A 26,232-nucleotide genomic window follows, 5' to 3' on the forward strand; every position below is an offset into this window, starting at 1 on the left:
CTCGCGCGGGTCAGTCCCGCTTTCTGGTTATCAGGAAGAAGGCGGTGAGGATCACCACCGTCAATGCGAGGAGCGCCGTCGAGATGGCGTTGACCTCCGGGGTCAGCGCCCGGCGAAGCTGGCCGAGCATGTAGGTTGGCAGGGTATCCTGCCCGGCGGATTTGACGAACTCGGTGATGATCACGTCGTCGAGCGAGATCACGAAGGCCAGCATCGCGCCCGCGATCACGCCGGGCATGAGGATCGGCAGGGTCACGTAGCGAAAGGTCTGCCAGGGCGTCGCATAGAGGTCGGCCGCGGCCGTCTCCATCGTCAGGTCCATCCCCTCAAGCCGGGCCCGGATCGGCAGGTAGGCGAAGGGCACGCAGAAGGCCGCGTGGGCGATGATCAGGTAGCCCAGGCCCGAGTAGCCGGTGGCGATCTTGATGCTTGAGAAGAAGATCAGCAGCGCCACGGCGGTCACGATCTCGGGCACCATCAGCGGCTGGTTGATCATGATGTAGATCGCCGTCTGCCCCTTGAACTTGCCGCGCCGCGTGGTGCCCAGCGCCGCCATGGTGGCCACCGTCGTGGCGATGCCCGAGGCCGAGACGGCAATGATGAACGAGCGCACCGCCGCCCCCTGCACCGCCTCGTTGGCCGCCGCGATGCCATACCACTTGAACGAGAAGCCGCCCCAGAGGTTCACCGAGTTGCCGCCGTTGAAGGAGTAGATCACCAGCGTCACGATCGGCGCGTAGAGCAGCACGAAGGCGGTGAGGGCGATGAGGGTGAAGCCCGGCAGGGTGGTGACATCGAAGGCCTTACGCATGGGGGTCGTCCCTGTCGGAGACGCGGGTATAGACCAGCAGCGCTCCCATCACGATGACGAGCAGCACCATCGAGAGCGCCGCGCCCAGGGGCCAGTTCTGGCCCTGCCCGAACTGCAACTCGATGAAGTTGCCGATCATCATGTTCTTGCCGCCGCCCAGCACGCGCGGGGTCACATAGGCCCCCAGCGAGGGCACGAAAACGAGGATGCACCCCGCCACGATCCCCGGCTTGATGATCGGCAGCACCACGCTGCGCAGGATCCGCCAGCGCGTCGCGTAAAGGTCGTAGCCGGCCTCGATCAGCTTGAAGTCGAAGCGGTCGATGGCGGCAAAGAGCGGCAGCACCATCAGCGGCAGGTAGACATAGGCCATGCCGATGAGAACAGCGGTGTCGGTGTAGAGGATCTGGATCGGCTCGGTGAGGACGCCGAGGTTGATGAGAAAGGTGTTCAGCAGCCCCTGGTTCCGGATCACCTCCATGATCGCGAAGGTGCGGATCAGCAGGTTGGTCCAGAACGGGATGGTGATGAGAAAGAGCCAGATCGCGCGGGCCCTGGGCGGGCGCGTGGCGATGAACCAGGCGGTCGGAAGACCCAGCGCGAAGGTGATGAGCGTGGTGGCGAGCGAGAGCTTTACCGAGCGCCAGAAGATCGACAGGTTGGCATCGGCAAGGCTCACGGTGCCGTCGAAGATGTCCTTCTCGAACAGCACCCGGAACCAGGCCTCGCCCGAGAGCACCCAGCGCACGCCCGAATAGTCGCCCTTCTCCAGGAAGGAGTAGATGGCGACGATCAGCAGCGGCCCGCTGGCGGCGACGAGCAGCAGCAGCAGCGCCGGCGCCGAGAGGAGCCAGCCGTTTGCCGCCTTGCTGCGCCCCGGCCCGCTCATTCGTCGAGCACCTGCACGGTTTGGGCATCTACCGTCACGCCCACCCTGTCGCCCAGGCGCGGCGCGGGGCCCGCGTTGCTCTGCACCCGCGCCACCAGGCTCGGGCCACCCGCCAGCGCCAGGGTGTAATGCGTGTCGGTGCCCATGTAGACGGCCTCGGCGACCTGCGCCTCCAGCCCTTCGCCCGGCTCGCCGATGCGCACCTGCTCGGGCCGCACCGCCAGCGTCACCTTGCCTTTGCGGCCCGCGGGCACCGCCAGCACCAGCCCCGGCGCGATCTCCACGCCAGCGGGGCCCGCCTCGCCCTCGATGAAGTTGGTTTCGCCGATGAAATCGGCAACGAAGCGGTTCACCGGCTTTTCGTAGATCTCGTGCGGGCTGCCCACCTGCAACAGCGCGCCGGCACTTATCACCCCGATCCGGTCCGACATGGTCAGCGCCTCTTCCTGGTCGTGGGTGACGAAGATGAAGGTGATGCCGGTCTCGGTTTGCAGCCGCTTCAGCTCCACCTGCATGGCCTTGCGGAGCTTGAGGTCGAGCGCCGAAAGCGGCTCGTCGAGCAGCAGCACCTGCGGCTCCGGGGCCAGCGCGCGGGCCAGCGCCACCCGCTGTTGCTGCCCGCCCGAAAGCTGCGCCGGCAGCCGCGTGGCGAAGGGCTCGAGCTTGACCAGCGCCAGCACCCGCGCCACGGCGGCCTCGATCTCGGCCCTCGACTTGCCCTGCATCTTCAGCCCGAAGCCCACGTTCTCCTCCACCGTCAGGTGCGGAAACAGCGCATAGCTCTGGAACACCGTGTTCACCGGCCGCTGGTTGGGCGGCACCCCGGTGATGTCTCGCCCGCCCAGCAGGATCGCGCCGGAGGTCGGCGTCTCGAATCCCGCGATGCAGCGCAGCAGCGTCGTCTTCCCGCAGCCCGAGGGGCCGAGAAGCGTGAAGAACTCGCCCTTGCGGATCGAGATCGAGATATCGCCCAGCGCGGTGAAGGCCGTGGCCCCGGCGCCATACACCTTGCCAACATTCTGGGCGACAACAGCAAATTCGTCAGTCACGTGATGCAACTCCCTCGGCCAAGATTGGCCGTTGCCTCCGATTTAAGCAAGCGCCGCCGCATCGACAGGCGGCCGGCGCTGCGCAAATGGGCGGGCTTCTTCGAGTTCCGCACAAAGCGCTATCAGTTCCGCGTCGGCCCCGAAGGGCGCGGCGAGGTGCAGCCCCACCGGCAGGCCCTCGTCCGTCCAGTGCAACGGCATGGAGGCCGCCGGCTGGCCGCTGGCATTGAAGGCCGCGCAGAAGGGCGAGTAGTCGAACACGCCGCCCGGCCCGATCCGGTAGGCCTCGAAATCCTCGCGCTCATGGGTGAAGCGCCCCACCTTGGCGGGCGGCTCCGCCAGCGTGGCCGAGAGCAGCACGTCGTAGCCCTGCGCGAAGAACCGCGCCATCTGCCGCCCGAAGGCATGGATGGCATCGACCGCCGCAAGATAATCCGGCCCGCTCAGCCCGGCGGCATAGGCAATCGCGCCGCGCGCCGCGCCCTGCACGTCGCCCTCGGCAAGCGCCCTGCCCTTCTTCTTCAGCGTCTCCCGCACCCAGAGCGCCGTGCCGCAGCCCACGATCCGGGTCCAGGCCTGCATCATCCTCTCGTGGTCCGCCTCCGGGCGGGCTTCCTCGACGATGTGGCCAAGGCTCTCCAGCAGCTTCGCCGTCTCCTGCACCGCGCGGCGGCACTCCGGGTCGATCGCCGCGCCGCCGAAGGTCGTGTCGCAGACCGCCACCCGGAGCCGCCGGGGCGGGCGGGTGATCGCCTCGCTGTAGCTCACCGGCATGGGCGGCGCGGCATAGGGCTGGCCCAGGTCGGGCCCGGCGCAGGCATCCATCATCCGGGCATTGTCACGCACCGAGCGGGTCAGAAAGCCATCGGTCGCCATCCCCGCCCAGCCCTCGCCCGCCGCCGGCCCGTCTGGAAAGCGCGCGCGGGTGGGCTTGAACCCGAAGAGCCCGCAGCTCGAGGCCGGGATCCGCACCGAGCCGCCGCCGTCGGAGCCGTGGGCCATCGGCACGATCCCCGCCGCCACCGCCGCCCCGGCCCCGCCAGAGGACCCCCCTGAGGTGCGCGACGTGTCCCACGGGTTGCGCGTGGGCCCGCCGTAGACGGAGGCCTCCGTTACCGGCCCCACGCCGCCCTCCGGCGCGGTGGTGCGCCCGAATGTCACCACCCCCGTCGCCTGCATCCTGAGAAAAATCTCGCTGTCGTAGCTGTAGCGCGTGTCGCGCAGCAGGGCCGAGCCGTTGTGCGCCGGAAAGGCCTGCGCCTCCGCGCCCAGGTCCTTCAGCAGGAAGGGCACGCCCTTGAACGGCCCCTCGGGCAGCCCCGCCGCAATCGCCGCCCGCGCCACCTCTTCCTGCACCAGCACCACGGCGTTCAGCTCGCCGTTGACCGCCGCCACCCGCGCCAGCGCCTCGTCGAGCAGCTCGCCCGGCGTGGCCTCGCCCCGCGCCACAAGCTCCGCCAGGGCGGTCGCGTCCAGCCGTTCCATTGCCATGAGAGTCTCCCCGTGAGTTGGGCCAAGTCTGCCCCACCCTGCCGGAGTGTCAACTCTAGGGGCGGAGCGCCCGCCAGAGGGCCAGCGCGATATCGGTCAGGTCGCCCAGCCGCGCCACCGCGTGCTCGCGCGAGAGGCCCGAGGCGCTCTCGGCCTGGGCGTCGAGCCGCGCCAGAAGCCGCATCAGCCGCCGCCGGTGCGCGCCGAGCCAGAGCTGCACCGGGTCGGCCAGCAGCCCTGCAAAGGTGGTGACCAGCGAGGCCGCCATCGCCAGCACCACGCCGGTGAGCACCACCTGCCAGGGGTCGAGCGAGCGCGGGAACCAGCCGAAATAGACCTGCCCCAGCCATTGCCCGGCCCAGTAGTTCTCGATCGCGAGCGCCTGCGCCCGCATGTCGGCCACCGGCCCCGCCAGCGAGAGCACGCCCAGCGTTGCGGAGTGGAACAGCGCATATCCGGTGATAAGCACGAAGAGCACCGTGGTGATCTCGGAGACGGCATTGCGCACGCCCACGTAATCCTCCACCGCCCGGTGCACCACCGGCTCCGGCGCCCCCGGCCCCGCGCCCGCCGCGTCCAGCTCCGCGATCAGCGCAGTGACTTTCGCGGCGACCTTCCGCGACACGGCGGTCTGAAAGATGATCCGCCGCGACAGCAGCCAATCCCCCAGCCGCCGGGCGCGGCAGAGCCTTGCAACGAGCCCGAGCAGCTTGACCAGCAGGAACACCGGCGCCAGCACCACGTTCACCGGCGCGCGCAACAGATCGAGCCCGAAGGCAGCCCGATGCAGCCCCAGGGTGCCCCGCACCCCGAAGGTCTCCCGCACGAAGCGGCGCACCATCGCGTCCCGTGTCTTCATGAGGCCTATGTGGGGCGTCCGGGCGGTGAAGGGAAGCCTGAAGGTCAGGACTTGTGCCGCCGCCTTATTCACCGGTAGCCTGGCCGCCATGGCAGAAGGCCCGTGGTCAGATCCGGAGAATGACGCCATTGTGGCGGATTACTTCGACATGCTTGCCGACGACCTCTGCGGACGGCGCTACAACAAGGCAGAACATAACCGCGCACTCCAATCAGAGATCGGGCGATCACGCGGCTCAATCGAGTTCAAGCATTGCAACATCTCGGCCGCGCTGCTCGGTTTCGCTCAACCGATCATCACCGGATACCTGCCGCGCTACAATATTCAGGACTCGCTGAAAGAGGCCATCGACCGCTGGCTCCGGAAGAACCCAGAATGGGTCGAGCGGCTGCCCCGAGTCTCTCGCACTTCCGGCATGGCCGAGCGCAGACCGCTCTTCGCCGGTGTCCCGCCCACACTCCGCAACGCGCCACCGAGCGAGGAAGAAGAACAGGTCCGCGCAATCGCGCGCCATTTCGATGTGGCCGCTCGGGACGAGCGCAACCGGGCCCTCGGGACGGCTGGCGAGGAGCTGGCTCTGGACCACGAGCGCGACAGCCTGCGCCGAGCCGGTCGCGGTGATCTTGCCCGACAGGTGGTCTGGACGAGCAGAGAAGAGGGCGACGGTGCGGGTTACGACATTGCCAGCTTCACGCCAGAGGGCCTTCCGCGGCTCCTGGAGGTGAAGACCACAAACGGCCCCGATCGCACCCCGTTTCACATCTCGCGCAACGAAATCCGTGTGGCAACTGCGAGGCGGGAAGAGTGGCATCTCTTCCGCCTCTACAATTTTGCGCGGGAGCCGGGCCTGTTCGAGCTTCGCCCCCCGCTTGAGGATCACGTCACCCTTAGCGCGACGAGCTTTCGCGCAGGATTTGACTGACGGCGACCGGACAGAAGCCGTTCTCGTAGGCTGGGCAATCTGCCCACCCGCATGGCCCTCAGATCACCGCCTCGAAGAGCGCCGTCACGTTGGCCCCGTCCAGCTTCACCGGGTTGCCGCCGCAGGAGGGGTCCTCGAGCGCCATGGCGGTCAGCTCGGCGATGCGGTCGTCGCCGACCCCCATCTCGCGCAGCTGCCGCGGAATCCCGAGCCCGTCGTTGAACTCCTGCACGAAGCCCTTGAACCCGTCAAAGCCGCCCGCGATCCCGAGGTAGCCCGCCGCCCGATCGAAGCGCTCGGCGATTTCCGGGGCGTTCAGCTCCAGCACGGCGGGCATGCAGACGGCGTTGGTGGTGCCGTGGTGGGTGCCGTAGACCGCGCCGATCGGATGGGAGAGCGCATGGATCGCCCCCAGCCCCTTCTGGAAGGCCACCGCCCCCATCGCCGCCGCCGCCATCATGTTGGCCCGCGCCTCGATGTCGCTGCCGTCGGCATAGGCGCGCGGCAGGTTCTCCACCACCAGCCGCATCCCCTCCAGCGCGATGCCCTGGCTCATCGGGTGGTAGAACGGGCTCGAATAGGCCTCGACGCAATGGGCAAAGGCATCGAGCCCGGTGCCCGCCGTGATGTGCCTGGGCATGCCCACCGTCAGCTCCGGGTCGGAGATGACGACCGTGGGCAGCACCTTGGGGTGGAAGATGATCTTCTTCACATGGGTCTCGGAGTTGGTGATCACGCTGGCGCGGCCCACCTCGCTCCCGGTTCCGGCCGTGGTCGGCACGGCGATGATCGGCGCGATGGCCGCGGCATCGGCGCGCGTCCACCAGTCGCCCACATCCTCGAAATCCCAGACCGGGCGCGACTGGCCTGCCATGAAGGCCACCATCTTGCCCAGGTCCAGCCCCGAGCCGCCGCCGAAGGCGATGACCCCGTCGTGCCCGCCCTCGCGGTAGGCCTTCAGCCCGGCCTCGAGGTTCAGCTCGTTGGGGTTGGGGTCGACCTCGGCAAAAAGCCCGCGCCCCAGCCCGGCGGCATCGAGGATGTCCAGCGCCTGCGTGGTGATCTCCATCGACTTCAGGCCCTTGTCGGTCACCAGCAGCGGGCGCGCGATCCCGGCCGCGATGCAGGCCTCCGGCAACTCCTTGATGCGCCCCGCGCCGAAGCGGATGGCGGTGGGGTAGGACCAGTTTCCAACAGGGCTCATTTGGTGACTTTCTTCAGGTGGTAGGATTTGGGGCGGGTCAGGTTCTGGTAGCCGATCACCGAGAGGCCGCCGCCCCGCCCGGTGTCCTTGCAGCCGGTCCAGCAGAGGCCCGGGTCGAGATAGTCGGCGCGGTTCATGAAGACGGTGCCCGTCTCCAGCGCATCGCCGATGCGGGCGGCGCGCTCCACGTCGCCCGTCCAGATCGAGGCGGTCAGGCCGTAGCGGCAGTCGTTCATCAGGGCGATGGCCTCCTCGTCGCCCGAGACCGGCATGATGCCCACCACCGGGCCAAAGCTCTCCTCGCGCATCACCTCCATGTCGTGAGTGACGTTGGTGAGGATCTGCGGGGTCAGGTAGGCGCCGCCGTCATCCTCCGGCAGGGTCTCGATATGGGCCACCGCGCCTGCGGCCACCGCATCGGCGACCTGCGCGCGCACCGTGGCGGCAAAGCGCGGGCTCGCCATCGGGCCGATCGTGGTGGCCTCCTCCAGCGGGTTGCCCAGCTTCAGGGCCTTCACCCAGGCCACCGACTTCTCGACGAAGGCGTCATAGAGGCTCTCGTGCACGTAGATCCGCTCGATCCCGCAGCAGCACTGGCCGGCGTTGAACATCGCGCCATCCATCAGCGTGTCGACCGCCGCATCGAGGTCGGCATCCTCGGCCACGTAGCCCGGATCCTTGCCGCCCAGCTCGGTGGAGACCGGCACGAAGGTGCCCGCCGCCGCCTTCTCCATTGCCTGCCCGCCCGCGACCGAGCCAGTGAAGTTTATGAAATTGAACGCCCGTTCACGGATCAGCGCGTCGCTCACCTCGTGGCTCAGGAAGACATTGCGGAACACCGCCTCCGGCACCCCCGCCTCGTGGAAGGCCCGCGCCATGCGCTCGCCCACCAGCAGCGTTTGCGTCGCGTGCTTCAAAACCACCGTGTTGCCGGCCATGAGCGCCGGGGCCACCGTGTTGATGGCGGTCATGTAGGGGTAGTTCCACGGCGCCACCACGTAGACCACGCCCCAGGGCACCCGGCGGATGTAACGGCGGAAGGTGGCATCCTCGCCCACCTCGATATCGGCCAGCGCATCCGCGGCGATCTTCGCCATGTATTGCGCGCGCTCGTTGAACCCGCCGAACTCGCCGCCGTAGCGCACCGGGCGGCCCATCATCCGGGCCAGCTCCGGCACGATCTCCTCGGTCATCTCGCCCACGCGGGCCACGCCCGCGAGCACCAGCTTCACCCGCTCCTCCAGCGGGCGCGCGGCCCATGCGGCCTGCGCGGCGCGCACCTCGGCCACCGAGGCCCGCGCCTCCTCCAGCGAAAGCACCGGCCGCTCGGCGAACACCGAGCCGTCCACCGGCGAGATACATTTCAGCACGTCAGTCATAGCGACTTACCTCGATCAGGGCCCCCTCGGGACCGTTGCCATTTTCGGAGGCGGCGGGCCCCGGCGCAGCCAAGCTCGCCACCGGCCCTTCCACCGCCTCCACCGTCTCTTCCTACACCCGCCTGCGCCCCGGCCCCACATGGGTGGTCCGCAGGGTCATGCCCGCGTCCTCAGCATGCCATTGCCCTGACATGGCCCTCGGCGGCGTAGCGCAGGATCAAACGGTCACGCGTGACGATCGTCAGGTTCTCAGACCGCGCGGTCGCTATGATGACCCGATCCGCCGGGTCACCGGGCGGCTCGCCGGGCAGCTGGGAGGACTCCGCAAGGATGCGTGCCGAAAGCGGCGCGAGCGACATCTCCCCCCGCGCAACGTAATCCTCGAACCAGTCGGCTGGCGCACGGGTCAGCCGGAGCCGCCCGCGCGACACCAGGATACCGAGCTCCCAGGCGGTAAAGGGCGACACATGGGTCCTTTCGCCGCCCAGGCGGGCTTCGTTCAGCCGGTCGCGTGCCGCGTCGGAAATCTCCGAGCCTCCGCCAGTCCAGATCACCGCGCATGTATCGAGCAGCACCTCACTCATTGTAGAGCTTCGCCGTCTCTATCATCTCTGCCCATTCCGGCATCGCCGGTTCGGTCAGATCGGTGCCTTCGGGGATCGTGACGGTGCCCGCCATGCAGCCGAACACGGGATGCATGCCGGGCGTCGTGGCAGAGGGCCGCGCCTTTCCTGCCCCGCTCGCGTCGCGCAAGAACACCACCTCCTCGCCCTCAAGGCTCACCTCCGAAGCCCTGTATCCCGCAGAGAGCCACGATCGCGCCTGGGTGTGCGAGCCAGCGTCATTGCTCCACCAGGGGCGATAGGTGCGGGCCGAGCGCGGCAGTTCGAAGCCAAGGATCCGCTCGACCTCGGCAAAGCTCATCGGCACCGACGCGCGGGCGGCGCGTTCGAGCACCCGGGTCAAGGGATCATATTTTGACATCGACTCTCTCCATAGTTACCTACGGAAGTTATAGATAGTTATATCTATAAATACAATAGTTACCTCACGCCCGCTCGAAGCCGCGCTCGATTTCCCAGTCGGTCACGGCGCGGTCGAACTCTTCCTGCTCCCACTCCGCGGCGCGGTAGTAATGGTCCACCACGTCGTCTCCCATGGCGGCGCGCAGCATGGCGGAGGCTTTCAGGGTCTCCATCGCGTCGCGCAGGGTGCGGGGCACCTCCTGGGCGGCATCGTCGGCATAGATGTCGCCGCTCACCGGGTCCGGCAGTTCCAGCCCCTCCTCGATCCCGGCGATGCCGGCGGCCAGCAGGGCGGCCTGGGCGAGGTAGGGGTTGATGTCGGAGCCGCCGATCCGGCACTCCATCCGCACGCCCTTGGTGCCCTCGCCGCACAGGCGGAAACCGGCGGTGCGGTTGTCGACCGACCAGACCGTCTTGGTCGGCGCAAAGGTGCCCGGCGCGAAGCGCTTGTAGCTGTTCACGTAGGGCGCGAGAAACACCATGATGTCGGGCGCGTATTTCAGCAGGCCGGCGGTAAACTGGCGGCCCAGCGCCGACAGCCCGAACGCCTCGTCGGCATCGTGAAACGCCGCCTCGCCGCCTTTCCAGAGCGACATGTGCACATGGCTCGACGAGCCCACCTTGCCGGCCTTCCACTTCGGCAGGAAGCTGGCCGAAACGCCGTTGGCCCAGGCAATCTCCTTGGTCGCATGCTTGGCGATGGTGTGGTTGTCGGCGCAGTCGAGCGCGTCCGAGTAGCGGATGTTCAGCTCCTGCTGGCCCAGTTCCGCCTCGCCCTTGGTGTTTTCCACCGGCACGCCCGCGCCGACGAGATGGTTGCGCAGGGGCCGCAGGATGCCCTCCTCCTTGGTGGTCTGGAAGAGGCTGTAATCCTCGTTGTGTCCGTTGAAGGGCACCAGCGCGCGGTAGCCCTCCTTCTGGTTGGTCCGATAGTCCTTCTCGAAGAGAAAGAACTCCAGCTCGGTCGCCATCGCCGCCGAAAAGCCCATCGCCTCGAGCCGCGCCACCTGGGCGGCCAGAACCGCGCGCGGATAATGCGGCACGGCGGCATGGTGGTGGTGGTCGAGAATGTCGCAGAGCACCAGCGCGGTGCCTTCGAGCCAGGGCACGTGGCGCAGGGTGCCCAGGTCGGGGCGCATCACGTAGTCGCCATAGCCCTTTTCCCAGCTCGTCGCCTTGTAGCCCGGGGGCGTGCTCATCACCAGGTCGGTGGCGAGCAGGTAGTTGCAGCAATGGGTTTCCTCCATCGAATGGTCGAGGAAGTTCTGCACGTGGAAGCGCTTGCCCATCAGCCGTCCCTGCATGTCGACCAGCGCCACCAGGACGGTGTCGATCTCGCCGGTGGCGGCCATTTCTTTCAGGGTCTCGAGGGTCAGGTTGCCGGGCATTTCTGTTGTCCTTTCACGGGTCAGGGCGGCCCGCGGCGGGGCCACCCTGCATTTCATTTCAAAACGGGATCAGCCGAAGTTGTAGGGCGGGCCGGCCTGGTTGATGACGCCGTTGTACTCCTTGAAGATGCTGACGATCTTCTGCTGGATCTCGCCTTCCTGGGCAATCTCTTCCCAGAAGGCCTTGGCGGCATTTTCCACCTCGGCCCACTCCGCGGAGGGCACGCTGCGCAGCGCCAGCTTGTCGCCGGTCGCGCGCAGCTTGGCCTCGCCGCCCCAGTACCACTGGTTGCGGTAGGTGTGGCCCGCTTCCATGCCCGCGATCACCAGCGTCTTGAGGTGCTCGGGCAGCTCGGCCCAGCGCGCCTCGTTGACGAAGTAGGAGCCGATCCAGGCGCCCGAGATGTTGTTGGTCAGGAAGTAGTCGGTCACGTTGGCCCAGCCCACGGTGTAGTCTTCCGTGATGCCCGACCAGGCCATGCCGTCGAGCTCGCCGGTCTGCACCGCCACCTCGGCATCCTCGTAGGGGATGTTCATCGGCACCACGCCGAACTGCGCCAGGAACCGCCCCGCGGTAGGGAAGGTATAGAGCTTCAGCCCGTCGAGATCGGCCAGCGAGGTGATCTCCTTCTTGGTGTTGAAGTTGCAGGGGTCCTGCCCCGCGGCACCCAGCCACTTCACCCCGACCTTGGCGTATTCCGCTTCCCAGATGTCCTTCAGACCGTACTGGTTGAAGAGCACCGGCACGTCGAGGATGTGCTTGGTGGCAAAGGGAAAGTAGCCGCCGAACTGGCGCAGCGGCGTGGGCGAGGCCATCGAGTCGTCGTCGGAGTGCACCGCGTCGATGGTGCCGCGCTGAAGCGCCTGGAACAGCTCGCCCGTGGGCACGATCTGATCGGCGTAGAACAGCTCGATCTCCAGCTCCCCGTTGGCCGCCGTGTTGATGTAGTCGATCATCGGCTTGGTCACATGCTCGCCGAGGGCCGCGCCTGCGTAGGTCTGCCAGCGCCACTTGATCGCCGTCTGGGCCTTCACGATCGCCGGTGTGGCCAGCGCGGCGGGCGCCGCAAGCGCCGCCCCCTTCAGAAACGTTCTTCTCGTCGTCATTCTCTCTCTCCTTGTTTGTGAAGGGCCGTTTTCCGGCCTCTGGTTCAGTTCTGGTAAACGAGGTCCGGCAGCCAGAGCGCGATCTGCGGAAAGGCCATGACCACCGCCAGCGCCAGCGCCATGACGCCGACGAAGGGCACGATGGAGCGGTAGATGTCGCGGATCCCGATCTCCGGCGGCGCCATCGCCCGCATCAGGAACAGGTTATAGCCGAAAGGCGGGGTCATGTAGGCAATCTGGCAGGTGATCGTGTAGAGCACGCCGTACCAGATGAGGTTGAAGCCCAGCTCGCCCACCAGCGGCACATAGAGCGGCGCGACGATCACCAGCATGGCCGTGTCGTCGAGAAAGGTGCCCATCACCAGAAAGCTGAGCTGCATCAGGATCAGGATCACCCAGGGGTTCAGGCCCAGCTGCTCGGTGAAGAGGTTCTCGATCGCCTTCACCGCGCCCAAGCCGTCGAAGACCGCGCCGAAGGCCAGGGCGGCGAGGATGATCCACATGAACATGCAGGTCACGCCGAGGGTCTGGCGCAGGCAGGTCTCGAACACCGGCCAGCTCATCCGCCGCTTCAGCACGGCCGCGGCCAGCGCAGCCAGCGCGCCGATGGCCGAGCTTTCCACCAGGCTGGTGTAGCCGGTGACGAAGGGCACCATCATCACCGCGAAGATCACCACCGGCAGGATCCCCGCCGTCAGCAGCCGCAGCTTCTCGGCCATCGGCACCGCGTCGCGCTCCGCCTTCGGCAGCACCGGGCCGAGCGCGGGGTTCATCCGGCAGCGGATGTAGATGTAGACGATGAACATGCCCGCCATCATCAGCCCCGGCACCACGCCGGCGAGCCAGAGCTGCCCCACCGGCTGGCGCGCGATCATCGAGTAGAGCACCAGCACCACCGAGGGCGGCACCAGGATGCCCAGCGACGACCCGGCCTGAATCACCCCGGTGACCATGATCTTGTCGTAGTTGCGTTTCAGCAGCTCCGGCAGGGCGATGGTCGCGCCAATCGCCATGCCCGCCACGCTGAGGCCGTTCATCGCCGAGATCAGCACCATCAGCCCGATGGTGCCGATGGCGAGCCCGCCCGAGATGCCCCCGAACCAGACGTGGAACATCTTGTAGAGGTCGTCGGCGATCTTGGACTCGCTCATCACGTAGCCCATGAAGATGAACATCGGCAGCGTCAGCAGCGGATACCACCGCATCAGCTTGATCGCGGCGGCAAAGCCCAGGTCGTAGCCGCCCCGGTCGCCCCAGAGCAGCACGGCGGCGATGACGGCGACAAAGCCGATGGCGCCGAACACCCGCTGCCCGGTGAAGAGCATGACCATCATGGTCGAGAACATCAGGATGGCGATCAGCTCATAGGGCATCGCTCTGCCCTTCCTGGTGCCGTTTCGGCGCGCCGGTGCGCAGGAACAGGATGTCCTTCGCCAGTTCCGAGAGCGATTGCAGGATCATCAGCGCGATGCCCACGCACATCACCACCTTGATCGGCCAGATGTAGGGCCGCCAGACCGACGAAGACCGCTCCCCGCCGTATTGGAAGGCATAGATCGTGCTCTCCACCCCGCCCCACATCAGGATGCCGAGATAGGTGAGCAGGAAGAGCACGGTGACCGCATCGAAGGCCGCCTTCCGGCGCGGGCTGAACTCGCCGTAGAACAGGTCCATCCGCACGTTGGAGCCCATCTGCATCGCGTAGGGGCCGCCGAGGATGTAGTAGCCCACCATCACGAACTGGGCCATTTCCAGCGTCCAGAGCGAGGGGGCGCCGGCGAACTTGGACCAGGTGGACCACAGCAGCACACCCATCAGCGCGAAGATGCCCCACATCATGATCCGGCCGAGGCCGTAGTTGAAGCGGTCCACCACCGCGACGAAGCCGCGCAGAAAGTTCATTCGGCGGCCTGCCGATCTTCCGCCCCGGCGGCGGTGACGGCGGCGATGGCGGCGGCGAGCGCGGGCATCAGGTGCACCGCCATGTCGCGGGCGCGGGCGGGCGTGTCGATCAGGTCGTTGCGGATTTCGATCATCAGGCTGGGCAGCCCGTTGGCCTCGCCATGCTTCTGCAGGGTGTAGGTCACGCCGTCGGAGGCGGCGTAGGGCTCGTTCAGCGCCGCCCGGTAGAGGCCACGCGCCCGCTCCGCCGCCAGCGCCGCCTCGGCCATCCGCGCGTCGGCATGGTGCAGAAAGCCCAGTTCCACCTCGCGCCGCACGCCGCGATAGACCGGGGTGAAGCTGTGGATGGTGACCAGCGCATCGCTTGTCCGGCCCGCGATGACCTCGGCCAGCGTGGCATGAAACGGGTCATGCAGCGCCCTGTGCCGCAGCGCGCGCTCCGGCGCGCTCAGCCCCGCGTTGCCCGGAATGTCGTAAATCTCGCTTTTCGCCGGGATCGCATCGGGCGCCTCCAGCGGGCGGTTCAGGTCGTAGACCAGCCGCGAGGCCGTGCCCGCCACCAGCGGCGAATCGAGCAGCGCCGCCAGGGCGCGAGCCACGTCGAGCGCGCCGATGTCCCAGGCCGCATGGCTCGCCGCCGCCTCCGCGCTCAGCCCCAGGTCGCCCCAGGGCTGCGGAAACGCCCGGCTCGCATGCTCGCAGACAAGCACCACCGGCCCCTGGCCTTCGGCCCGCGTCACCTCCGCCGCTGTCCAGCTGTCGGTCAAACCATCCCCCGTGTCATTTCGTAATCATCACTACAGGATTTTGTGGCATGTCAAGATTGTTCCTGTAATATCCGCTTCATTCGCCTGATGGATGTACGAAAAGGAACAATCCTTGGACGGACCGCCGCTGATCCGCGATCTGCTGAAGGAAAGACAGGCCGAACTGACCGCGGCCGAGCGCAAGCTCTCCGCCGTGCTGCTCGACGATTCCCTCGTTGCCGGGCTGCAAAGCATCACCCGGCTGGCCGAGGCGGCAGAGGTCTCGACCCCCACGATCATCCGGCTGGCGCGCAAGCTCGGGTTCGACGGCTTCCCCGACCTGCAAGACGCCATCCGCGAGGAGGTGGCCGCGCGGATGAAGCGCCCGCTGGCCAAGCTCGACCTCGCCGCGCCGGGGGGCGATCACATCGTGGCCCGCTTCACCGAGGCCGTCGCCGCCAACATCAACCGCACCCTCGACCGGCTCGACCTGGCCACCTTCGATGCCACCGCCGCCCTGCTGTCGGACCCCTCCCGCAGGCTCCACCTGCTCGGCGGGCGGATCACCCGGTCGAACGCGCATTACTTCTTCAACCACCTGCAGATCATCCGCTCCGGCGTGACCCTGCTCGACAGCTCCCCCTCGGTCTGGCCGCAGGCCCTGCTCGACATGGGGCCCGAGGCGGTGCTGGTGGTCTTCGACATCCGCCGCTACGAGCGCGAACTCGAAAAGCTCGCGGGGCTGGCGGTGGCGGCCGGCGCCCAGGTTGTGCTCTTCACCGACGCCTGGGGCTCGCCGATCGAGCGCCACGCGGCGCATGTGTTCCGCGCCATGGTCGAGGTGCCCTCGTCCTGGGATTCCACCCTCGCCGTCAACCTGCTGGTCGAGGCGCTGGTGGCCGAGGTCCAGACCCGCGCCGCCGCCTCCTCCGCCGAGCGCATCTCGGCGCTGGAAGACATGATCGGGGCGAGCAAGATCTTCCGCAGCTGACGCGGCCCGCTCATCCGCCCTGCGAGGCGGCTTCGCGCTGTGCGCGGCGAGGGCGAAGACAGGCCCGAAGCCCCGGATGAGCCCGCCCCGGCCCGGGGTCGCAAACCCGCCCCACGCCGTCGCCCTGCGCCCTTGCAGCCGCCTGCGCCCCAAGCCACCCTCCGGCCATGGCCACCGATCCTCTCCTCCAGCCGTTCCGGCTCAAGCACCTCACGCTGAAGAACCGGCTGATGATCACCTCGCACGAGCCCGCCTATACCGAGGACGGGCTGCCCAAGGACCGCTACCGCGCCTATCACGTCGCCCGAGCGCGCGGCGGCATTGCCCTGACCATGACCGCGGGCTCCGCCGTGGTCTCGCCCGACAGCCCGCCCGCCTTCGGCAACATCCTCGCCTACCGCGACGACTGCGTGCCCTGGATGCGCAAGCTGGCCGATGAGTGCCACGAACACGGCGCCGCCGTGATGATCCAGCTCACCCATCTCGGCCGCCGCACCCGCTGGGACAGGGGCGACTGGCTCCCCGCCCTCTCCCCCTCTCACGCCCGCGAGCCCGCCCACCGGCACTACCCCAAGCGGCTCGAGGACTGGGACATCGCCCGCATCATCTCCGATTACGCCGACGCCGCCGAGCGGATGCAGGCAGCCGGCCTCGACGGGATCGAGCTGGAGAGCTACGGCCACCTGATGGATGCCTTCTGGTCGCCCGACCTCAACAGCCTCAAGGGCCCCTACGGCCCGCAGGACCACGACAGCCGCCTGCGCTTCACCTTTGACGTGCTCGAGGCCATCCGGGCCCGCACCGGCCCCGCGTTCATCGTCGGCATCCGCTACGCCGCCGACGAGGACCGCCCCGGCGGGATCACCGCCGCCGACGGCATCGAGATCACCCGCCGCCTCAAGGCCTCCGGCCAGGTCGATTTTCTCAACATCATCCGTGGCCACATCCACACCGATGCCGCCCTCACCACCGTCATCCCGGTGCAGGGCCAGCGCTCCGCGCCCCACCTCGACTTCGCCGGCCAGATCCGCGCCGCCGCGCAGATCCCCACCTTTCACGCCGCCAAGATCCAGGATGTCGCCACCGCCCGCCACGCGGTGGCCTCCGGCAAGCTCGACATGGTCGGCATGACCCGCGCCCACCTCGCCGACCCCGACATCGTCGCCAAGATCGTGGCGGGGGAGGAGAGCCGCATCCGCCCCTGCGTCGGCGCCAACTACTGCCTCGACCGCATCTACATGGGCGGCGCGGCGCTCTGCCTGCACAACCCCGCCACAGGCCGCGAGCTGGAGCAGCCGCACCATATCGCCCCCGCCGCAAAACCCCTCACCGTCACCATAGTCGGCGCAGGCCCCGGCGGGCTGGAGGCGGCCCGCGTCTGCGCCGCGCGCGGCCACGCCGTCACCCTCCACGAGGCCGCACCCCACCCCGGCGGACAGGTCCGCCTCACCGCCCGCTCGCCGCGGCGCGCCGAGATGATGCAGCTGATCGACTGGCGCCTGGCCGAATGCACCCGCCTCGGCGTCACTCTCCACTACAACAGCTGGATCGAGCCTGAAGACATCACCGCCGCGCCCCCGGACGTGGCCATCATCGCCACGGGCGGCCTCGCGGCGGAGGATTACCTGCCCGAGAACAACGAGCTCGCCGTCACCCCCTGGGATATTCTCTCGGGCGACGCCACGCCCGGCCGCCGCGTGCTGGTCTACGACGAGGCCGGCGACTACGCCGCGCTGCAGGCCGCCGAGATGATCGCGGAGGACGGCGGCGAGGTCGAGGTGATGACCCGCGACCGCGCCTTCTCGCCCGAGGTCATGGGCATGACCCTGACCCCCGCCATGCAGGCCCTCCAGCGCCTCGGCGTGCGATGCACGGTGATGTGGCGGCTCGACGGCCTCACCCGCTCCGGCAACGGCCTCATCGCCCATATCGGCTCGGACTACGGCGGCACCGCCACCCGGGAGGTCGACCAGGTCGTCATCTCCAACGGCACCCGCCCGCTCGATGACCTCTACTTCGGCCTCAAGCCCCTCAGCCGCAACCTCGGCGAGGTCGACTACACCGCCCTCCGCAACGGCACCCCGCAAACCCTCGCCCCCAACCCGCAAGGCACCTTCCGCCTCTTCCGCATCGGCGACGCCGTGGCCTCCCGCAACACCCACGCGGCGATCTATGATGCGCTGAGGCTCTGCAAGGCGCTGTAGCGGGCCGAAGGCGGGGCCCGGAGCGGGCGATATCGCGCACGCGGCCCTGCCATCATTGGGCCAAGGCGCGGCGAAGGTCGGCCTGAGCCCCAAATTGCAGGCTGCTGCGCAGCGCAGGGACATCTGGCCTTGCACAGGGTCGGTCCTCCCTGCGCATGGCAGCGCTTGGCCATGGCGCAGGGGGCCAATGTCGAGCGGCATCCAAGTCGTTCAGGTGGCAGCTCTCATCAAAACGAAAGCGTTGCCGCTCCTGCCTTGATCGCCTCGTGCATGGCCGCAGCGCCGGTGATCGTGACGCCGTCCAGCAAATCGTCGGCAGCATAGCCACGCGATTTCACGCAGGGTGGACAGGCCCAGATGACGCCACCCCGGTTCTGGAAATCCGCGATCATTTCGGCAAGTGGCTCCAGTGGCGCGACTTGGGTCATGGTTTGCCCGCCCTTGCGGACCAGATCGATACCTGTACTCGTCAGAAAAAGGCTGACCTTCAGGCCCGACGTCAACCCGCCGTTGGCAACCGTCAGTGCGACCGAAGACAGCTCCGAGTCGATCCCCTTGGTTATGACGATCACAAGTTTGTCCGTTTGAGTGCCCATGGTATGCTCCTTCCTGGTTCCCTGTTGTTCGGAGAGAGTGTGCGGCTCCGCGGGAAGGTTGGATATGGCCGGAGTTCCAGAAGGTTTAGCCAAAATTCCAGGAGTCGAGGGTAGCGCTACGCACGCGCTTGTATCGGAGGTGTTGCGCCACACCCGCATCGTGACCTCAAAACAGTTTTGCTTCATTCCAACCGGAGCCTGGCGCACAGACGCGACTCCCGCGCCCTTCAAGCCGAAAGAGGCCATAGGCTTCCATATCGTCGCCGATGGATCGCTCTGGCTGGATTTCGACGGCACGCGCGAGACGCTATCCAAAGGCGACATAGCTCTGTTTCCATTCGGAACGCCCCACATGATCGGGGTCGGAAACAACGGTCGGCTTCTCGATCCGGGCGGCGACCTGCCACCGGCGCCCTGGGACAGAATACCGATCCTGCGTTACGGGAACGAGGACACGCAGGTTCGGATCCTGTGCGGCTACGTCATCAGCGACATCAAGGATTTCGCGCCGTTCAGATCGCAACTGCCAGAATTCATCCATCTGCCAACTCGATCGCGCGATGGCGCGGATTGGTTGGCCGCGATTGTCGAACAGATCATAGCAGAGGTTGACCAACCTCAGATCGGAAGCCCGCAGGTCCTGGAACGCTTGACAGAGATCGCGTTGCTCGAAGTCCTGCGGCGGCAGATTGTTCATACGCCAAAACAGGCCGTCGGTTGGATGGCGGCCATTCAAGATCAACGTCTTGCGAAGTGCCTGGCACATATTCACGGCGATCCGAACAGAAATTGGACATTGCCCAAACTCGCGTCCGAGTCCGGTCAGTCGAAAAGTTCTCTGTCGGCCAACTTCAAGAAAAGGCTCAATATGCCGCCCATGCAATATCTGCGGAACTGGCGGTTGTTTCTGGCTTCGCAGGAGTTGCGGCGTTCCGAAAAGAGCATCACGGAGATTGCCACCGCGTCTTGCTATGGCACCGAGGCAGCCTTCTCGCGAGCATTCAAGAACTGCTTCGAGACTTCGCCAAATGCGTGGCGAGAGCGCTCTCATTGAGAATTGCCCAGTCCACGGGTCATGGTCTTCGGCAAGATATCCTTATGCCGAACATGCAGGCGACCGGCCAGGCCTGACACTGCACCGAAGGTCCGCTTCATCCCTATGGCAGAGCTTCTCGCCCCCCCCACCGAACGCCCGCTCGCCCACCGTCTGTCGCCGCGCCGCGCGACCCGATCTTGCGCGCCCGAAGAGCAAGGTGCTGTCAGCTGAGCTTCGCCGCGCCGCCGTCTCACCCCATTGAATAGTTATACGATATAAGTAATTCTCCCTCCATAGCGGAACAGCAACCGATTCCGCGCCACATGTGCCACCAAGGGGGAGGAGCCCCCGGCGCTTCGGGAGGAGAAAACCCATGAAAGTCAAACACCTGCTCGCAGGAGCGGCGCTCGCTGCCCTCTGCACCACAGCCGCCGCCGCGCAGGAGGTCACCCTGCGCCTCGCCCATTGGCTGCCGCCGACTCACCCGGTTCAGACGCTGGGCATCGAGCCCTGGATCGCCTCGCTGAAGGAGGCCTCCGGCGGCCGGATCGACGTGCAGATCTTCCCTGCCCAGCAACTCGGCGCCGCGCCCGACCACTACGACATGGCCCGCGACGGCATCGCCGACATCACCTACACCAATCCCGGCTACCAGGCCGGGCGCTTTCCGATCTACTCGCTGATCGAGATCCCCTTCCACATGGACAACGCCCCCCGGGGCGCCAAGGCCATGCACGAATGGTATGCCCCCCTCGCCGAAACCGAGATGTCCGACGTGATGTTCTGCATGGCCAACCCGCACGATCCGGGCACCTTCCACTCCAAGGCGCCGATCCTCGAGCCGGGCGACGTGAGCGGCCTCAACGTGCGCCCGGCCCATGCCACCATGGCCCGCTTCGTCTCCATGCTCGGCGGCGGGCCGGTGCAGGTGCCCGCGCCCGAGGCCCGCGAGGCCATCGCCAACGGCGCGGCGGACGCCATGACCTTTCCGTGGAACTCGATCTGGATCTTCGGCATCGACAGCGAGCTGAAGCAGCACCTCGACATGCCCTTCTACGTCTCCGCCCAGCTGATGCTGATCAACAAGGACACCTACAATGGCATGGCCGACGACCTGAAGGCGGTTTTGGACAGCCACTGCACGCCGGAGTGGAGCCAGAAGTTCTCCGAGGGCTGGGCCGAGAACGAGGCCTCGGGCCGCGACAAGGCGCTGGCCGAGGGCTCGGGCCACACGGTGAACGTGCCTACCGAGGAACAGGTCCAGATGTGGAAGGAGGCCGCCGCGCCGCTCGTCGACACCTGGAAATCCGAGGCCGGGGCCGATGCCGAGGCGATCTACCAGGGCTACCTCGACGCGCTCGACGCGAACGACGCCCGCTTCTGAGGCAACCCCGGGCGGCGCGGCCTGGCCCGTGCCGCCCCCTTCCCCCGGAGCCAGTCCATGCGCAACCTGCAACGCGCCCTAGAGCGCTTCTCTCACTGGGTCGAGATCGTGGCCGGCGTGATGATGGGCTTCGTCACCCTGCTGGTCGTGGTCTCCGCCGTGAGCCGCTACCTCTTCGCCTGGCCGCTGCCCGATGCTTTCGACCTGTCGCGCTACCTGCTCGGGGCGGCGATCATGTGGGGCTTCGCCTGCGTCGGCTTTCGCGGCTCGCACATCAAGGTCGACCTGCTGGCCGAGGCGCTGCCCCGCCCGGTCCGGCGGCTGGTCGATGCGCTGGCCTGGTCGGTGCTGCTGTTCTTTACCGTCCTGCTGGCCTGGAAGCTGCTGGGCCGCGTGCTCTCGGCGGCCGGCTCCGGCGAGGCCACGATGGACCTGCGCCTGCCCGCCTGGCCGCTGATGGCGCTGATCTGGGCCGGGGTCGCGGTGGCGATCCTCACCGTCACCGCCCGCCTGCTCATCATCCTCTTCGGCCAGGGTTCGCTCGACCATTTCGACAGCGCCGAAACCAAGGACACCTAGGGTGAGCAATCCGCCCACCATCCCGCCGCTCCCCACCTGTCATCCCGAAGGCCCGAAACCCGCATGACCCCCGACCTCATCGCCATCGCAGGCTTCGCCGCCCTCTTCGCCATGATCCTCCTGCGGGTGCCGATCGGCGTGGCCATGGGCCTCGTCGGCGTCTTCGGCTTTGCCGGGATCACCGGCCTCAAGCCCGCGCTGAACCTGCTGGCGCAGTCGCCGATCCGCGTGGTGACCGACTTCAACCTCACCCTCATCCCCTTCTTCGTGCTGATGGGGGTGCTGGCCACCAATTCCGGCATGAGCTCCGAGCTGTTCCGCGCCGGGCAGAAGTGGCTCGGCCAGTTTCGCGGCGGCATGGCGCTGTCGACCATCGGCGCCTGCGCGGGTTTTGCCGCCATCTGCGGCAGCTCCGTGGCGACGGCGGCCACAATGACCAAGATCGCCCTGCCCGAGATGCGCCGCGAGAACTATCCCGACCATGTGTCCACCGGCGTCATCGCGGCGGGCGGCACGCTGGGCATCCTCATTCCGCCCTCGGTGGTGCTCGCCGTCTACGGCTTCATCACCGAACAGGACGTGGGCAAGCTCTTCATCGCGGGCATCGTGCCGGGCTTTCTGGCCGTGCTGATGTACATGCTCACCGTGCGGCTGGCCTACGGCCGGATCCTGCCCGCCTCCGGGCGCTTCCACCTCGGCGAAGCGCTGCACGCGCTCAAGGGCGTCTGGGCCGTGCTGCTGCTCTTCGTCGCCATCATCGGCTCGATCTACATGGGCGTGGCCACCGCCACCGAGGCCGCCGCCGTGGGCTCCCTGCTGACCGCGCTCATCGGCATGGCACGGGGCAAGCTCGGCCCCCGCGCGCTGCTCGCCTCGCTGATCGAGGCGCTGCGCACCTCGGTGGCGATCTACACCATCCTGATCGGCGCCATCCTCTTCGGCTACTTCCTCGCCGTCACCCGCGCGCCCCAGAAGGTGACCGAATGGCTGGTGGGCCTCGACATCGGCACCTACGGCACGCTGGCGCTGATCCTGCTGGCCTTCGTCCTGCTCGGCTGCATCCTCGACGCCATGGCCATGATCATCCTCATGGTGCCCATCGTCTTCCCGGTGGTGACGGCCATGCAGTTCGACCCGATCTGGTTCGGCGTCATCATCGTCATGACGGTGGAGCTGGGCCTCATCACCCCTCCGGTGGGGATGAATGTCTTCGTCATCAACTCCATCGCCCGCGAGGTGCCGCTGACCCGGATCTTCCGGGGCGTCACACCCTTCGTGCTGATGGACCTGGTGCGCCTCGCCCTGCTGGTCGCCTTTCCCGCTATCGTGCTCTGGCTGCCCGAAACCATGCGCTGACGGCCCGCAGGGTGGGCAAACTGCCCACCGGCCGCCGCGCCCTACTTCGCCACCTCCGCCAGCAGGGCCGCGTTGCCGCCCGCCGCCGTGGTGTCCACGCAGAGGTGGCGCTCGTGCATCACATGCCCCACGTCGGGCAGGCCGCGCACCAGCGCCACCACCGGACCCTCCCGCTCGGCAAGCGCCACCGCGATCTCGCGCGCCTCCGCCTCGCCGCCCCAGAACAGCACCGCCGAGAGCTCCGCCATCGCCAGGGCCTCCGCGACCGAGGCCACCACGGCCCGTCCGCCCAGCGCCTCGACCGCCGCCACCTGCGCGCCCTCGTCCGGCCCGCAGCACACCACGCCCGCGCGCGGCGCCAGCCGTAGCCGGTTCGCCTCGCCGGTCGGCCCGGCCATCTCGATCATCGCCGCAGGGGCCACAACCGGCCCCAGCCGGAAGCGCTGCAAATAATGCGGCCCGCCCGCCTTGGGCCCGGTGCCCGAGAGCCCCTCGCCGCCGAACGGCTGGCTGCCCACGATTGCGCCGATCTGGTTGCGGTTCACATAGACGTTGCCCGCCGCCACCGCGTCACTCACCTCCTGCACCCGCGTGTCGATCCGGGTGTGCAGGCCAAAGGTCAGCCCGTAGCCGGTGGCGTTGATGTCGCGCACCACCTGCCCGATCTGCCCGGCCTTGAAGGTCGCCACATGCAGCACCGGCCCGAACACCTCGCGCCCGCCGAGGTCGGCAATCCCGTTCACCGAAATCAGCGCCGGCCCCACGAAGCAGCCCTCCGGCGCGTCGAGCTGCTTCACTAGCCGCCCCTCGGCCCTGGCCGCCTCGACATAAGCCCGAATTTCCGAGGCCGCCTGCGCGTCGATCACAGGCCCCACGTCCGTCTCCAACAGGCCCGGATCACCGACCGACAACTCGTCCATCGCGCCCTTCAGCATCAGGGTGAACCCCGCCGCCACGTCCTCCTGCACGTAAAGGCACCGGAGCGCCGAGCACCGCTGCCCGGCCGACTGGAAGGCCGAGGCCACCACGTCGCGCACCGCCTGCTGCGGCAGTGCCGTGCTGTCCACGATCATCGCGTTCAGCCCGCCGGTCTCGGCGATCAGCGGCGTGCCGGGGGCCATGCCGCCCGCCATCGCCCGCGCAATCGCCTTGGCCGTGGCGGTGGAGCCGGTGAAGGCCACGCCGCTCACCCGGGCGTCGGAGGTGATCGCCGCGCCGACCACGGCACCCTCGCCGGGCACCAGCTGCAGCACCTCGGCCGGCACCCCCGCCTCGTGCAGCAAGGCCACCGCCGCCGCCGCGATGCGGGGCGTCTGCTCGGCGGGCTTGGCCAGCACGCCGTTGCCGCAGGCCAGCGCCGCCGCGACCTGCCCGGTGAAGATCGCCAGCGGAAAGTTCCAGGGGCTGATGCAGGCAAAGACGCCCCGCGCCTGCGACGGCGCGGGCGCCGCCTCCGCCTCGCCCGCGTAGTAGCGCAAGAAATCCACCGCCTCGCGCAGCTCGCCCACCGCATCGGGCAGGGTCTTGCCCGCCTCGGCGATCAGCACCGCAAAGAGCGCGCCCCATTCGCGCTCATAGAAGTCCGAGGCACGCCGCAGCACCTCCGCCCGCTCGGCCACCGGCGCATCCCACGGCTGCGCTGCCGCCAGCGCCGCCTCAACCACCTCGGCCCCTGCATCCGCCACAGGCCCGCGCGGCTCGGCTTCGGCCACCGCCGCGCCGATCCGCGCCAGCTCGCTCACGTCGCTCAGGTCGAACCCGCGCGAGTTGACCCGGCCCGAAAACACCTGAGGCCCCCTGGCGATTTTCGCCGGCCCGCTCCAGGCCTCGAAGGGGCAGCCCGCCACCACCTCCGGCGGCACGCTCTCGTCGACGATCTGGTTCACGAAGCTGGAGTTCGCCCCGTTCTCCAGCAGCCGCCGAACGAGATAGGCCAGCAGGTCCTTGTGGGTGCCCACCGGCGCGTAGATCCGGCAGCGCGTGCCCTGGTCGGCCAGCACCAGATCATGCAGCCGCTCACCCATGCCGTGCAGCCGCTGGAACTCGAAAGCCGAGCGCGGCAGCTCACGCGCCATGTGCAGCACCGCGGCCACGGTATGCGCGTTGTGGGTGGCGAACTGCGGATAGATCCGGTCGGTCATGCCCAGGAGCTTGCGAGCATTGGCGATGTAGCTGATGTCCGTCGCAGGCTTGGCGGTGAACACCGGAAACTCCTCCAGCCCCTCCACCTGCGCATGCTTGATCTCGCTGTCCCAATAGGCGCCCTTCACTAGCCGCACGGTGATCCGGCGACCGAGCCGCGCCGCCAACGCGTGCAGCCAGTCCAGCACCGCGCCGCAGCGGCGTCCATAGGCCTGCACCACCACGCCGAAGCCGTCCCATCCCGCCAGCGCCTCGTCCGAGAGCACCGCCTCGATCACCTTGAGCGAGAGCACCAGCCGGTCGGCCTCCTCGGCATCGACGGCAAAGTTCATGCCCGCCTCCGCCGCCTGCCGCGCCAGCCGCGCGACCACCGGCACCAGCTCGGCCATCACCCGCTCCTGCTTGGCCACCTCGTAGCGCGGGTGCAGGGCCGAGAGCTTCACCGAGATCCCCGGGTTCTCCGCCATCCCGCCCTTACAGTTCTGCGCAATCGCGGCGATCGCGTCGCCATAGGCCTTTGCATAGCCTTCCGCATCGGCGCGCGTCATCGCCGCCTCGCCCAGCATGTCGTAGCTGTAGGTGTAGCCCTTGGCCTCCATGCCGCTCGCCCGCTTCATCGCCGCGCCGATGCTCTCGCCCAGCACGAACTGCCGGCCCATCTCCTTCATCGCCCGCCCCACGGCCGCGCGGATCACCGGCTCGCCCAGCCGCTTGACCGCGCCGCGCAGCCGGGTCGCCATGCCGGGCCGCTCGTCGAGCACCTTGCCGGTCAGGAACAGCCCCCAGGTGGAGGCATTGACCAGCGGCGAGGCGCTCTTGCCGATGTGGCGGCCCCAGTCCGAGGGCGCGATCTTGTCTTCGATCAGGTCGTCGATGGTCTGCGAATCCGGCACCCGGAGCAGCGCCTCGGCAAGGCACATCAGCGCCACGCCCTCGTCGGTGGAAAGCCCGTATTCGGCGAGAAACACCTCCATCAGCCCGGGCCGCGCATCGGCACGTATGCGCCGCACCAGCGCAGCCCCTTGCGCCGAAATCTCCGCCCGCGCCGGCCCGTCTAGCGCCGCCTCGGCGATCAGCCGTTCCACGAGCGCAGCCTCCGGCTGGCGCTTCAGCGCGTCGATCTGCCCGAGGGCGGCGGAGGTGGCGGGGGGCGTGGGATGGGTGCACATGGC

23 protein-coding genes are annotated in these 26,232 nt (G+C 68.0%); 7 read left to right on the forward strand and 16 right to left on the reverse strand.

What is annotated here, in order from left to right; translation table 11 throughout:
- Positions 1 to 10 precede the first annotated feature (10 nt).
- The 5 genes from BUR94_RS11520 to BUR94_RS20715 are packed head-to-tail and all read right to left on the reverse strand — an operon-like array spanning position 11 to position 5,099.
- Positions 11 to 811, reverse strand: a complete 801-nt coding sequence (locus BUR94_RS11520; RefSeq protein ID WP_074256371.1) for an ABC transporter permease — start codon at positions 809 to 811, stop codon at positions 11 to 13.
- Positions 804 to 1,700, reverse strand: coding sequence for an ABC transporter permease (locus tag BUR94_RS11525; protein WP_074256372.1), 897 nt, complete (start codon positions 1,698 to 1,700; stop codon positions 804 to 806). Before BUR94_RS11525 ends, BUR94_RS11520 begins: the two co-directional genes overlap by 8 nt.
- Positions 1,697 to 2,749, reverse strand: coding sequence for an ABC transporter ATP-binding protein (locus BUR94_RS11530; RefSeq protein WP_074257697.1), 1,053 nt, complete (start codon positions 2,747 to 2,749; stop codon positions 1,697 to 1,699). The genes BUR94_RS11525 and BUR94_RS11530 overlap by 4 nt, the downstream gene beginning before the upstream one ends.
- A 42-nt stretch (positions 2,750 to 2,791) precedes the next feature.
- Positions 2,792 to 4,240 carry an amidase gene (locus BUR94_RS11535; RefSeq protein WP_074256373.1) on the reverse strand — a complete coding sequence of 483 codons (1,449 nt, stop codon included), beginning with the start codon at positions 4,238 to 4,240 and terminating at the stop codon, positions 2,792 to 2,794.
- A 55-nt stretch (positions 4,241 to 4,295) separates the two neighbouring features.
- Positions 4,296 to 5,099 carry a DUF6635 family protein gene (locus BUR94_RS20715; RefSeq protein ID WP_074256374.1) on the reverse strand — a complete coding sequence of 268 codons (804 nt, stop codon included), beginning with the start codon at positions 5,097 to 5,099 and terminating at the stop codon, positions 4,296 to 4,298.
- An 88-nt stretch (positions 5,100 to 5,187) separates the two neighbouring features.
- Here BUR94_RS20715 and BUR94_RS11545 point away from each other — a divergent pair, with 88 nt between their 5' ends.
- Positions 5,188 to 6,021 carry a protein NO VEIN domain-containing protein gene (locus BUR94_RS11545; RefSeq protein WP_074257698.1) on the forward strand — a complete coding sequence of 278 codons (834 nt, stop codon included), beginning with the start codon at positions 5,188 to 5,190 and terminating at the stop codon, positions 6,019 to 6,021.
- 58 nt (positions 6,022 to 6,079) lie between these two features.
- On the opposite strand, the gene BUR94_RS11550 is transcribed toward BUR94_RS11545, so the two are convergent.
- The 9 genes from BUR94_RS11550 to BUR94_RS11590 form a co-directional block, all read right to left on the reverse strand.
- Positions 6,080 to 7,225, reverse strand: a complete 1,146-nt coding sequence (locus BUR94_RS11550) for an iron-containing alcohol dehydrogenase (RefSeq protein WP_074256375.1) — start codon at positions 7,223 to 7,225, stop codon at positions 6,080 to 6,082.
- Complete coding sequence (locus BUR94_RS11555; protein ID WP_074256376.1) at positions 7,222 to 8,604, reverse strand: aldehyde dehydrogenase family protein; 1,383 nt, start codon at positions 8,602 to 8,604, stop codon at positions 7,222 to 7,224. The genes BUR94_RS11550 and BUR94_RS11555 overlap by 4 nt, the downstream gene beginning before the upstream one ends.
- 170 nt (positions 8,605 to 8,774) lie before the next feature.
- A complete protein-coding gene (locus BUR94_RS11560; RefSeq protein WP_074256377.1) occupies positions 8,775 to 9,188 on the reverse strand; it encodes a type II toxin-antitoxin system VapC family toxin in 414 nt (137 codons plus the stop codon).
- Positions 9,181 to 9,588, reverse strand: coding sequence for a DUF7662 domain-containing protein (locus BUR94_RS11565; protein ID WP_074256378.1), 408 nt, complete (start codon positions 9,586 to 9,588; stop codon positions 9,181 to 9,183). The genes BUR94_RS11560 and BUR94_RS11565 overlap by 8 nt, the downstream gene beginning before the upstream one ends.
- 64 nt (positions 9,589 to 9,652) lie before the next feature.
- Complete coding sequence (locus tag BUR94_RS11570) at positions 9,653 to 11,017, reverse strand: glutamine synthetase family protein (RefSeq protein WP_074256379.1); 1,365 nt, start codon at positions 11,015 to 11,017, stop codon at positions 9,653 to 9,655.
- Positions 11,018 to 11,086: 69 nt separating this feature from the next.
- Entirely contained in the window at positions 11,087 to 12,124 is a 1,038-nt protein-coding gene (locus BUR94_RS11575) for a TRAP transporter substrate-binding protein (protein WP_074256380.1), read from the reverse strand.
- A gap of 44 nt (positions 12,125 to 12,168) precedes the next feature.
- Positions 12,169 to 13,497, reverse strand: coding sequence for a TRAP transporter large permease (locus tag BUR94_RS11580; protein ID WP_074256381.1), 1,329 nt, complete (start codon positions 13,495 to 13,497; stop codon positions 12,169 to 12,171).
- Positions 13,487 to 14,026: a TRAP transporter small permease subunit gene (locus tag BUR94_RS11585; RefSeq protein WP_074256382.1), complete on the reverse strand. Its 540-nt coding sequence runs from the start codon at positions 14,024 to 14,026 to the stop codon at positions 13,487 to 13,489. The genes BUR94_RS11580 and BUR94_RS11585 overlap by 11 nt, the downstream gene beginning before the upstream one ends.
- Positions 14,023 to 14,793 carry an N-formylglutamate amidohydrolase gene (locus tag BUR94_RS11590; RefSeq protein WP_074256383.1) on the reverse strand — a complete coding sequence of 257 codons (771 nt, stop codon included), beginning with the start codon at positions 14,791 to 14,793 and terminating at the stop codon, positions 14,023 to 14,025. Before BUR94_RS11590 ends, BUR94_RS11585 begins: the two co-directional genes overlap by 4 nt.
- A gap of 112 nt (positions 14,794 to 14,905) precedes the next feature.
- Here BUR94_RS11590 and BUR94_RS11595 point away from each other — a divergent pair, with 112 nt between their 5' ends.
- On the forward strand, positions 14,906 to 15,763 hold the full coding sequence (locus BUR94_RS11595; RefSeq protein WP_245794448.1) for a MurR/RpiR family transcriptional regulator: 858 nt from the start codon (positions 14,906 to 14,908) through the stop codon (positions 15,761 to 15,763).
- A 167-nt stretch (positions 15,764 to 15,930) separates the two neighbouring features.
- On the forward strand, positions 15,931 to 17,967 hold the full coding sequence (locus BUR94_RS11600) for an NADH:flavin oxidoreductase (RefSeq protein ID WP_074256385.1): 2,037 nt from the start codon (positions 15,931 to 15,933) through the stop codon (positions 17,965 to 17,967).
- A 227-nt stretch (positions 17,968 to 18,194) separates the two neighbouring features.
- On the opposite strand, the gene BUR94_RS11605 is transcribed toward BUR94_RS11600, so the two are convergent.
- Positions 18,195 to 18,563, reverse strand: a complete 369-nt coding sequence (locus BUR94_RS11605) for a DsrE family protein (RefSeq protein ID WP_074256386.1) — start codon at positions 18,561 to 18,563, stop codon at positions 18,195 to 18,197.
- A 64-nt stretch (positions 18,564 to 18,627) separates the two neighbouring features.
- Here BUR94_RS11605 and BUR94_RS11610 point away from each other — a divergent pair, with 64 nt between their 5' ends.
- The 4 genes from BUR94_RS11610 to BUR94_RS11625 all read left to right on the forward strand — a co-directional run bounded on the left by BUR94_RS11610 (position 18,628) and on the right by BUR94_RS11625 (position 22,918).
- Entirely contained in the window at positions 18,628 to 19,617 is a 990-nt protein-coding gene (locus BUR94_RS11610) for an AraC family transcriptional regulator (protein WP_074256387.1), read from the forward strand.
- Between the two features lie 355 nt (positions 19,618 to 19,972).
- Entirely contained in the window at positions 19,973 to 20,983 is a 1,011-nt protein-coding gene (locus BUR94_RS11615) for a TRAP transporter substrate-binding protein (RefSeq protein WP_074256388.1), read from the forward strand.
- A gap of 57 nt (positions 20,984 to 21,040) precedes the next feature.
- Positions 21,041 to 21,562, forward strand: coding sequence for a TRAP transporter small permease (locus BUR94_RS11620; protein WP_074256389.1), 522 nt, complete (start codon positions 21,041 to 21,043; stop codon positions 21,560 to 21,562).
- A 63-nt stretch (positions 21,563 to 21,625) separates the two neighbouring features.
- The gene (locus tag BUR94_RS11625) at positions 21,626 to 22,918 is read left to right on the forward strand and encodes a TRAP transporter large permease (RefSeq protein WP_074256390.1); all 1,293 of its coding nucleotides are present in this window, start codon (positions 21,626 to 21,628) and stop codon (positions 22,916 to 22,918) included.
- A 41-nt stretch (positions 22,919 to 22,959) separates the two neighbouring features.
- Here the strand turns inward: BUR94_RS11625 and BUR94_RS11630 are convergent, their stop codons facing one another.
- Positions 22,960 to 26,229 carry an L-glutamate gamma-semialdehyde dehydrogenase gene (locus BUR94_RS11630; protein WP_084193009.1) on the reverse strand — a complete coding sequence of 1,090 codons (3,270 nt, stop codon included), beginning with the start codon at positions 26,227 to 26,229 and terminating at the stop codon, positions 22,960 to 22,962.
- Between the last annotated feature and the right edge of the window lie 3 nt (positions 26,230 to 26,232).

Source organism: Vannielia litorea (assembly GCF_900142295.1).
Taxonomy (GTDB): Bacteria; Pseudomonadota; Alphaproteobacteria; order Rhodobacterales; family Rhodobacteraceae; genus Vannielia; species Vannielia litorea.

Coding starts and splice junctions, on each gene's coding strand:
- BUR94_RS11520 (WP_074256371.1), bottom strand. CDS start 811: ATGCGTAAGGCCTTCGATGTCACCACCCTGCCGGGCTTCACCCTCATC.
- BUR94_RS11525 (WP_074256372.1), bottom strand. CDS start 1,700: ATGAGCGGGCCGGGGCGCAGCAAGGCGGCAAACGGCTGGCTCCTCTCG.
- BUR94_RS11535 (WP_074256373.1), bottom strand. CDS start 4,240: ATGGCAATGGAACGGCTGGACGCGACCGCCCTGGCGGAGCTTGTGGCG.
- BUR94_RS20715 (WP_074256374.1), bottom strand. CDS start 5,099: ATGAAGACACGGGACGCGATGGTGCGCCGCTTCGTGCGGGAGACCTTC.
- BUR94_RS11545 (WP_074257698.1), top strand. CDS start 5,188: ATGGCAGAAGGCCCGTGGTCAGATCCGGAGAATGACGCCATTGTGGCG.
- BUR94_RS11550 (WP_074256375.1), bottom strand. CDS start 7,225: ATGAGCCCTGTTGGAAACTGGTCCTACCCCACCGCCATCCGCTTCGGC.
- BUR94_RS11555 (WP_074256376.1), bottom strand. CDS start 8,604: ATGACTGACGTGCTGAAATGTATCTCGCCGGTGGACGGCTCGGTGTTC.
- BUR94_RS11560 (WP_074256377.1), bottom strand. CDS start 9,188: ATGAGTGAGGTGCTGCTCGATACATGCGCGGTGATCTGGACTGGCGGA.
- BUR94_RS11565 (WP_074256378.1), bottom strand. CDS start 9,588: ATGTCAAAATATGATCCCTTGACCCGGGTGCTCGAACGCGCCGCCCGC.
- BUR94_RS11570 (WP_074256379.1), bottom strand. CDS start 11,017: ATGCCCGGCAACCTGACCCTCGAGACCCTGAAAGAAATGGCCGCCACC.
- BUR94_RS11575 (WP_074256380.1), bottom strand. CDS start 12,124: ATGACGACGAGAAGAACGTTTCTGAAGGGGGCGGCGCTTGCGGCGCCC.
- BUR94_RS11580 (WP_074256381.1), bottom strand. CDS start 13,497: ATGCCCTATGAGCTGATCGCCATCCTGATGTTCTCGACCATGATGGTC.
- BUR94_RS11585 (WP_074256382.1), bottom strand. CDS start 14,026: ATGAACTTTCTGCGCGGCTTCGTCGCGGTGGTGGACCGCTTCAACTAC.
- BUR94_RS11600 (WP_074256385.1), top strand. CDS start 15,931: ATGGCCACCGATCCTCTCCTCCAGCCGTTCCGGCTCAAGCACCTCACG.
- BUR94_RS11605 (WP_074256386.1), bottom strand. CDS start 18,563: ATGGGCACTCAAACGGACAAACTTGTGATCGTCATAACCAAGGGGATC.
- BUR94_RS11610 (WP_074256387.1), top strand. CDS start 18,628: ATGGCCGGAGTTCCAGAAGGTTTAGCCAAAATTCCAGGAGTCGAGGGT.
- BUR94_RS11615 (WP_074256388.1), top strand. CDS start 19,973: ATGAAAGTCAAACACCTGCTCGCAGGAGCGGCGCTCGCTGCCCTCTGC.
- BUR94_RS11620 (WP_074256389.1), top strand. CDS start 21,041: ATGCGCAACCTGCAACGCGCCCTAGAGCGCTTCTCTCACTGGGTCGAG.
- BUR94_RS11625 (WP_074256390.1), top strand. CDS start 21,626: ATGACCCCCGACCTCATCGCCATCGCAGGCTTCGCCGCCCTCTTCGCC.
- BUR94_RS11630 (WP_084193009.1), bottom strand. CDS start 26,229: ATGTGCACCCATCCCACGCCCCCCGCCACCTCCGCCGCCCTCGGGCAG.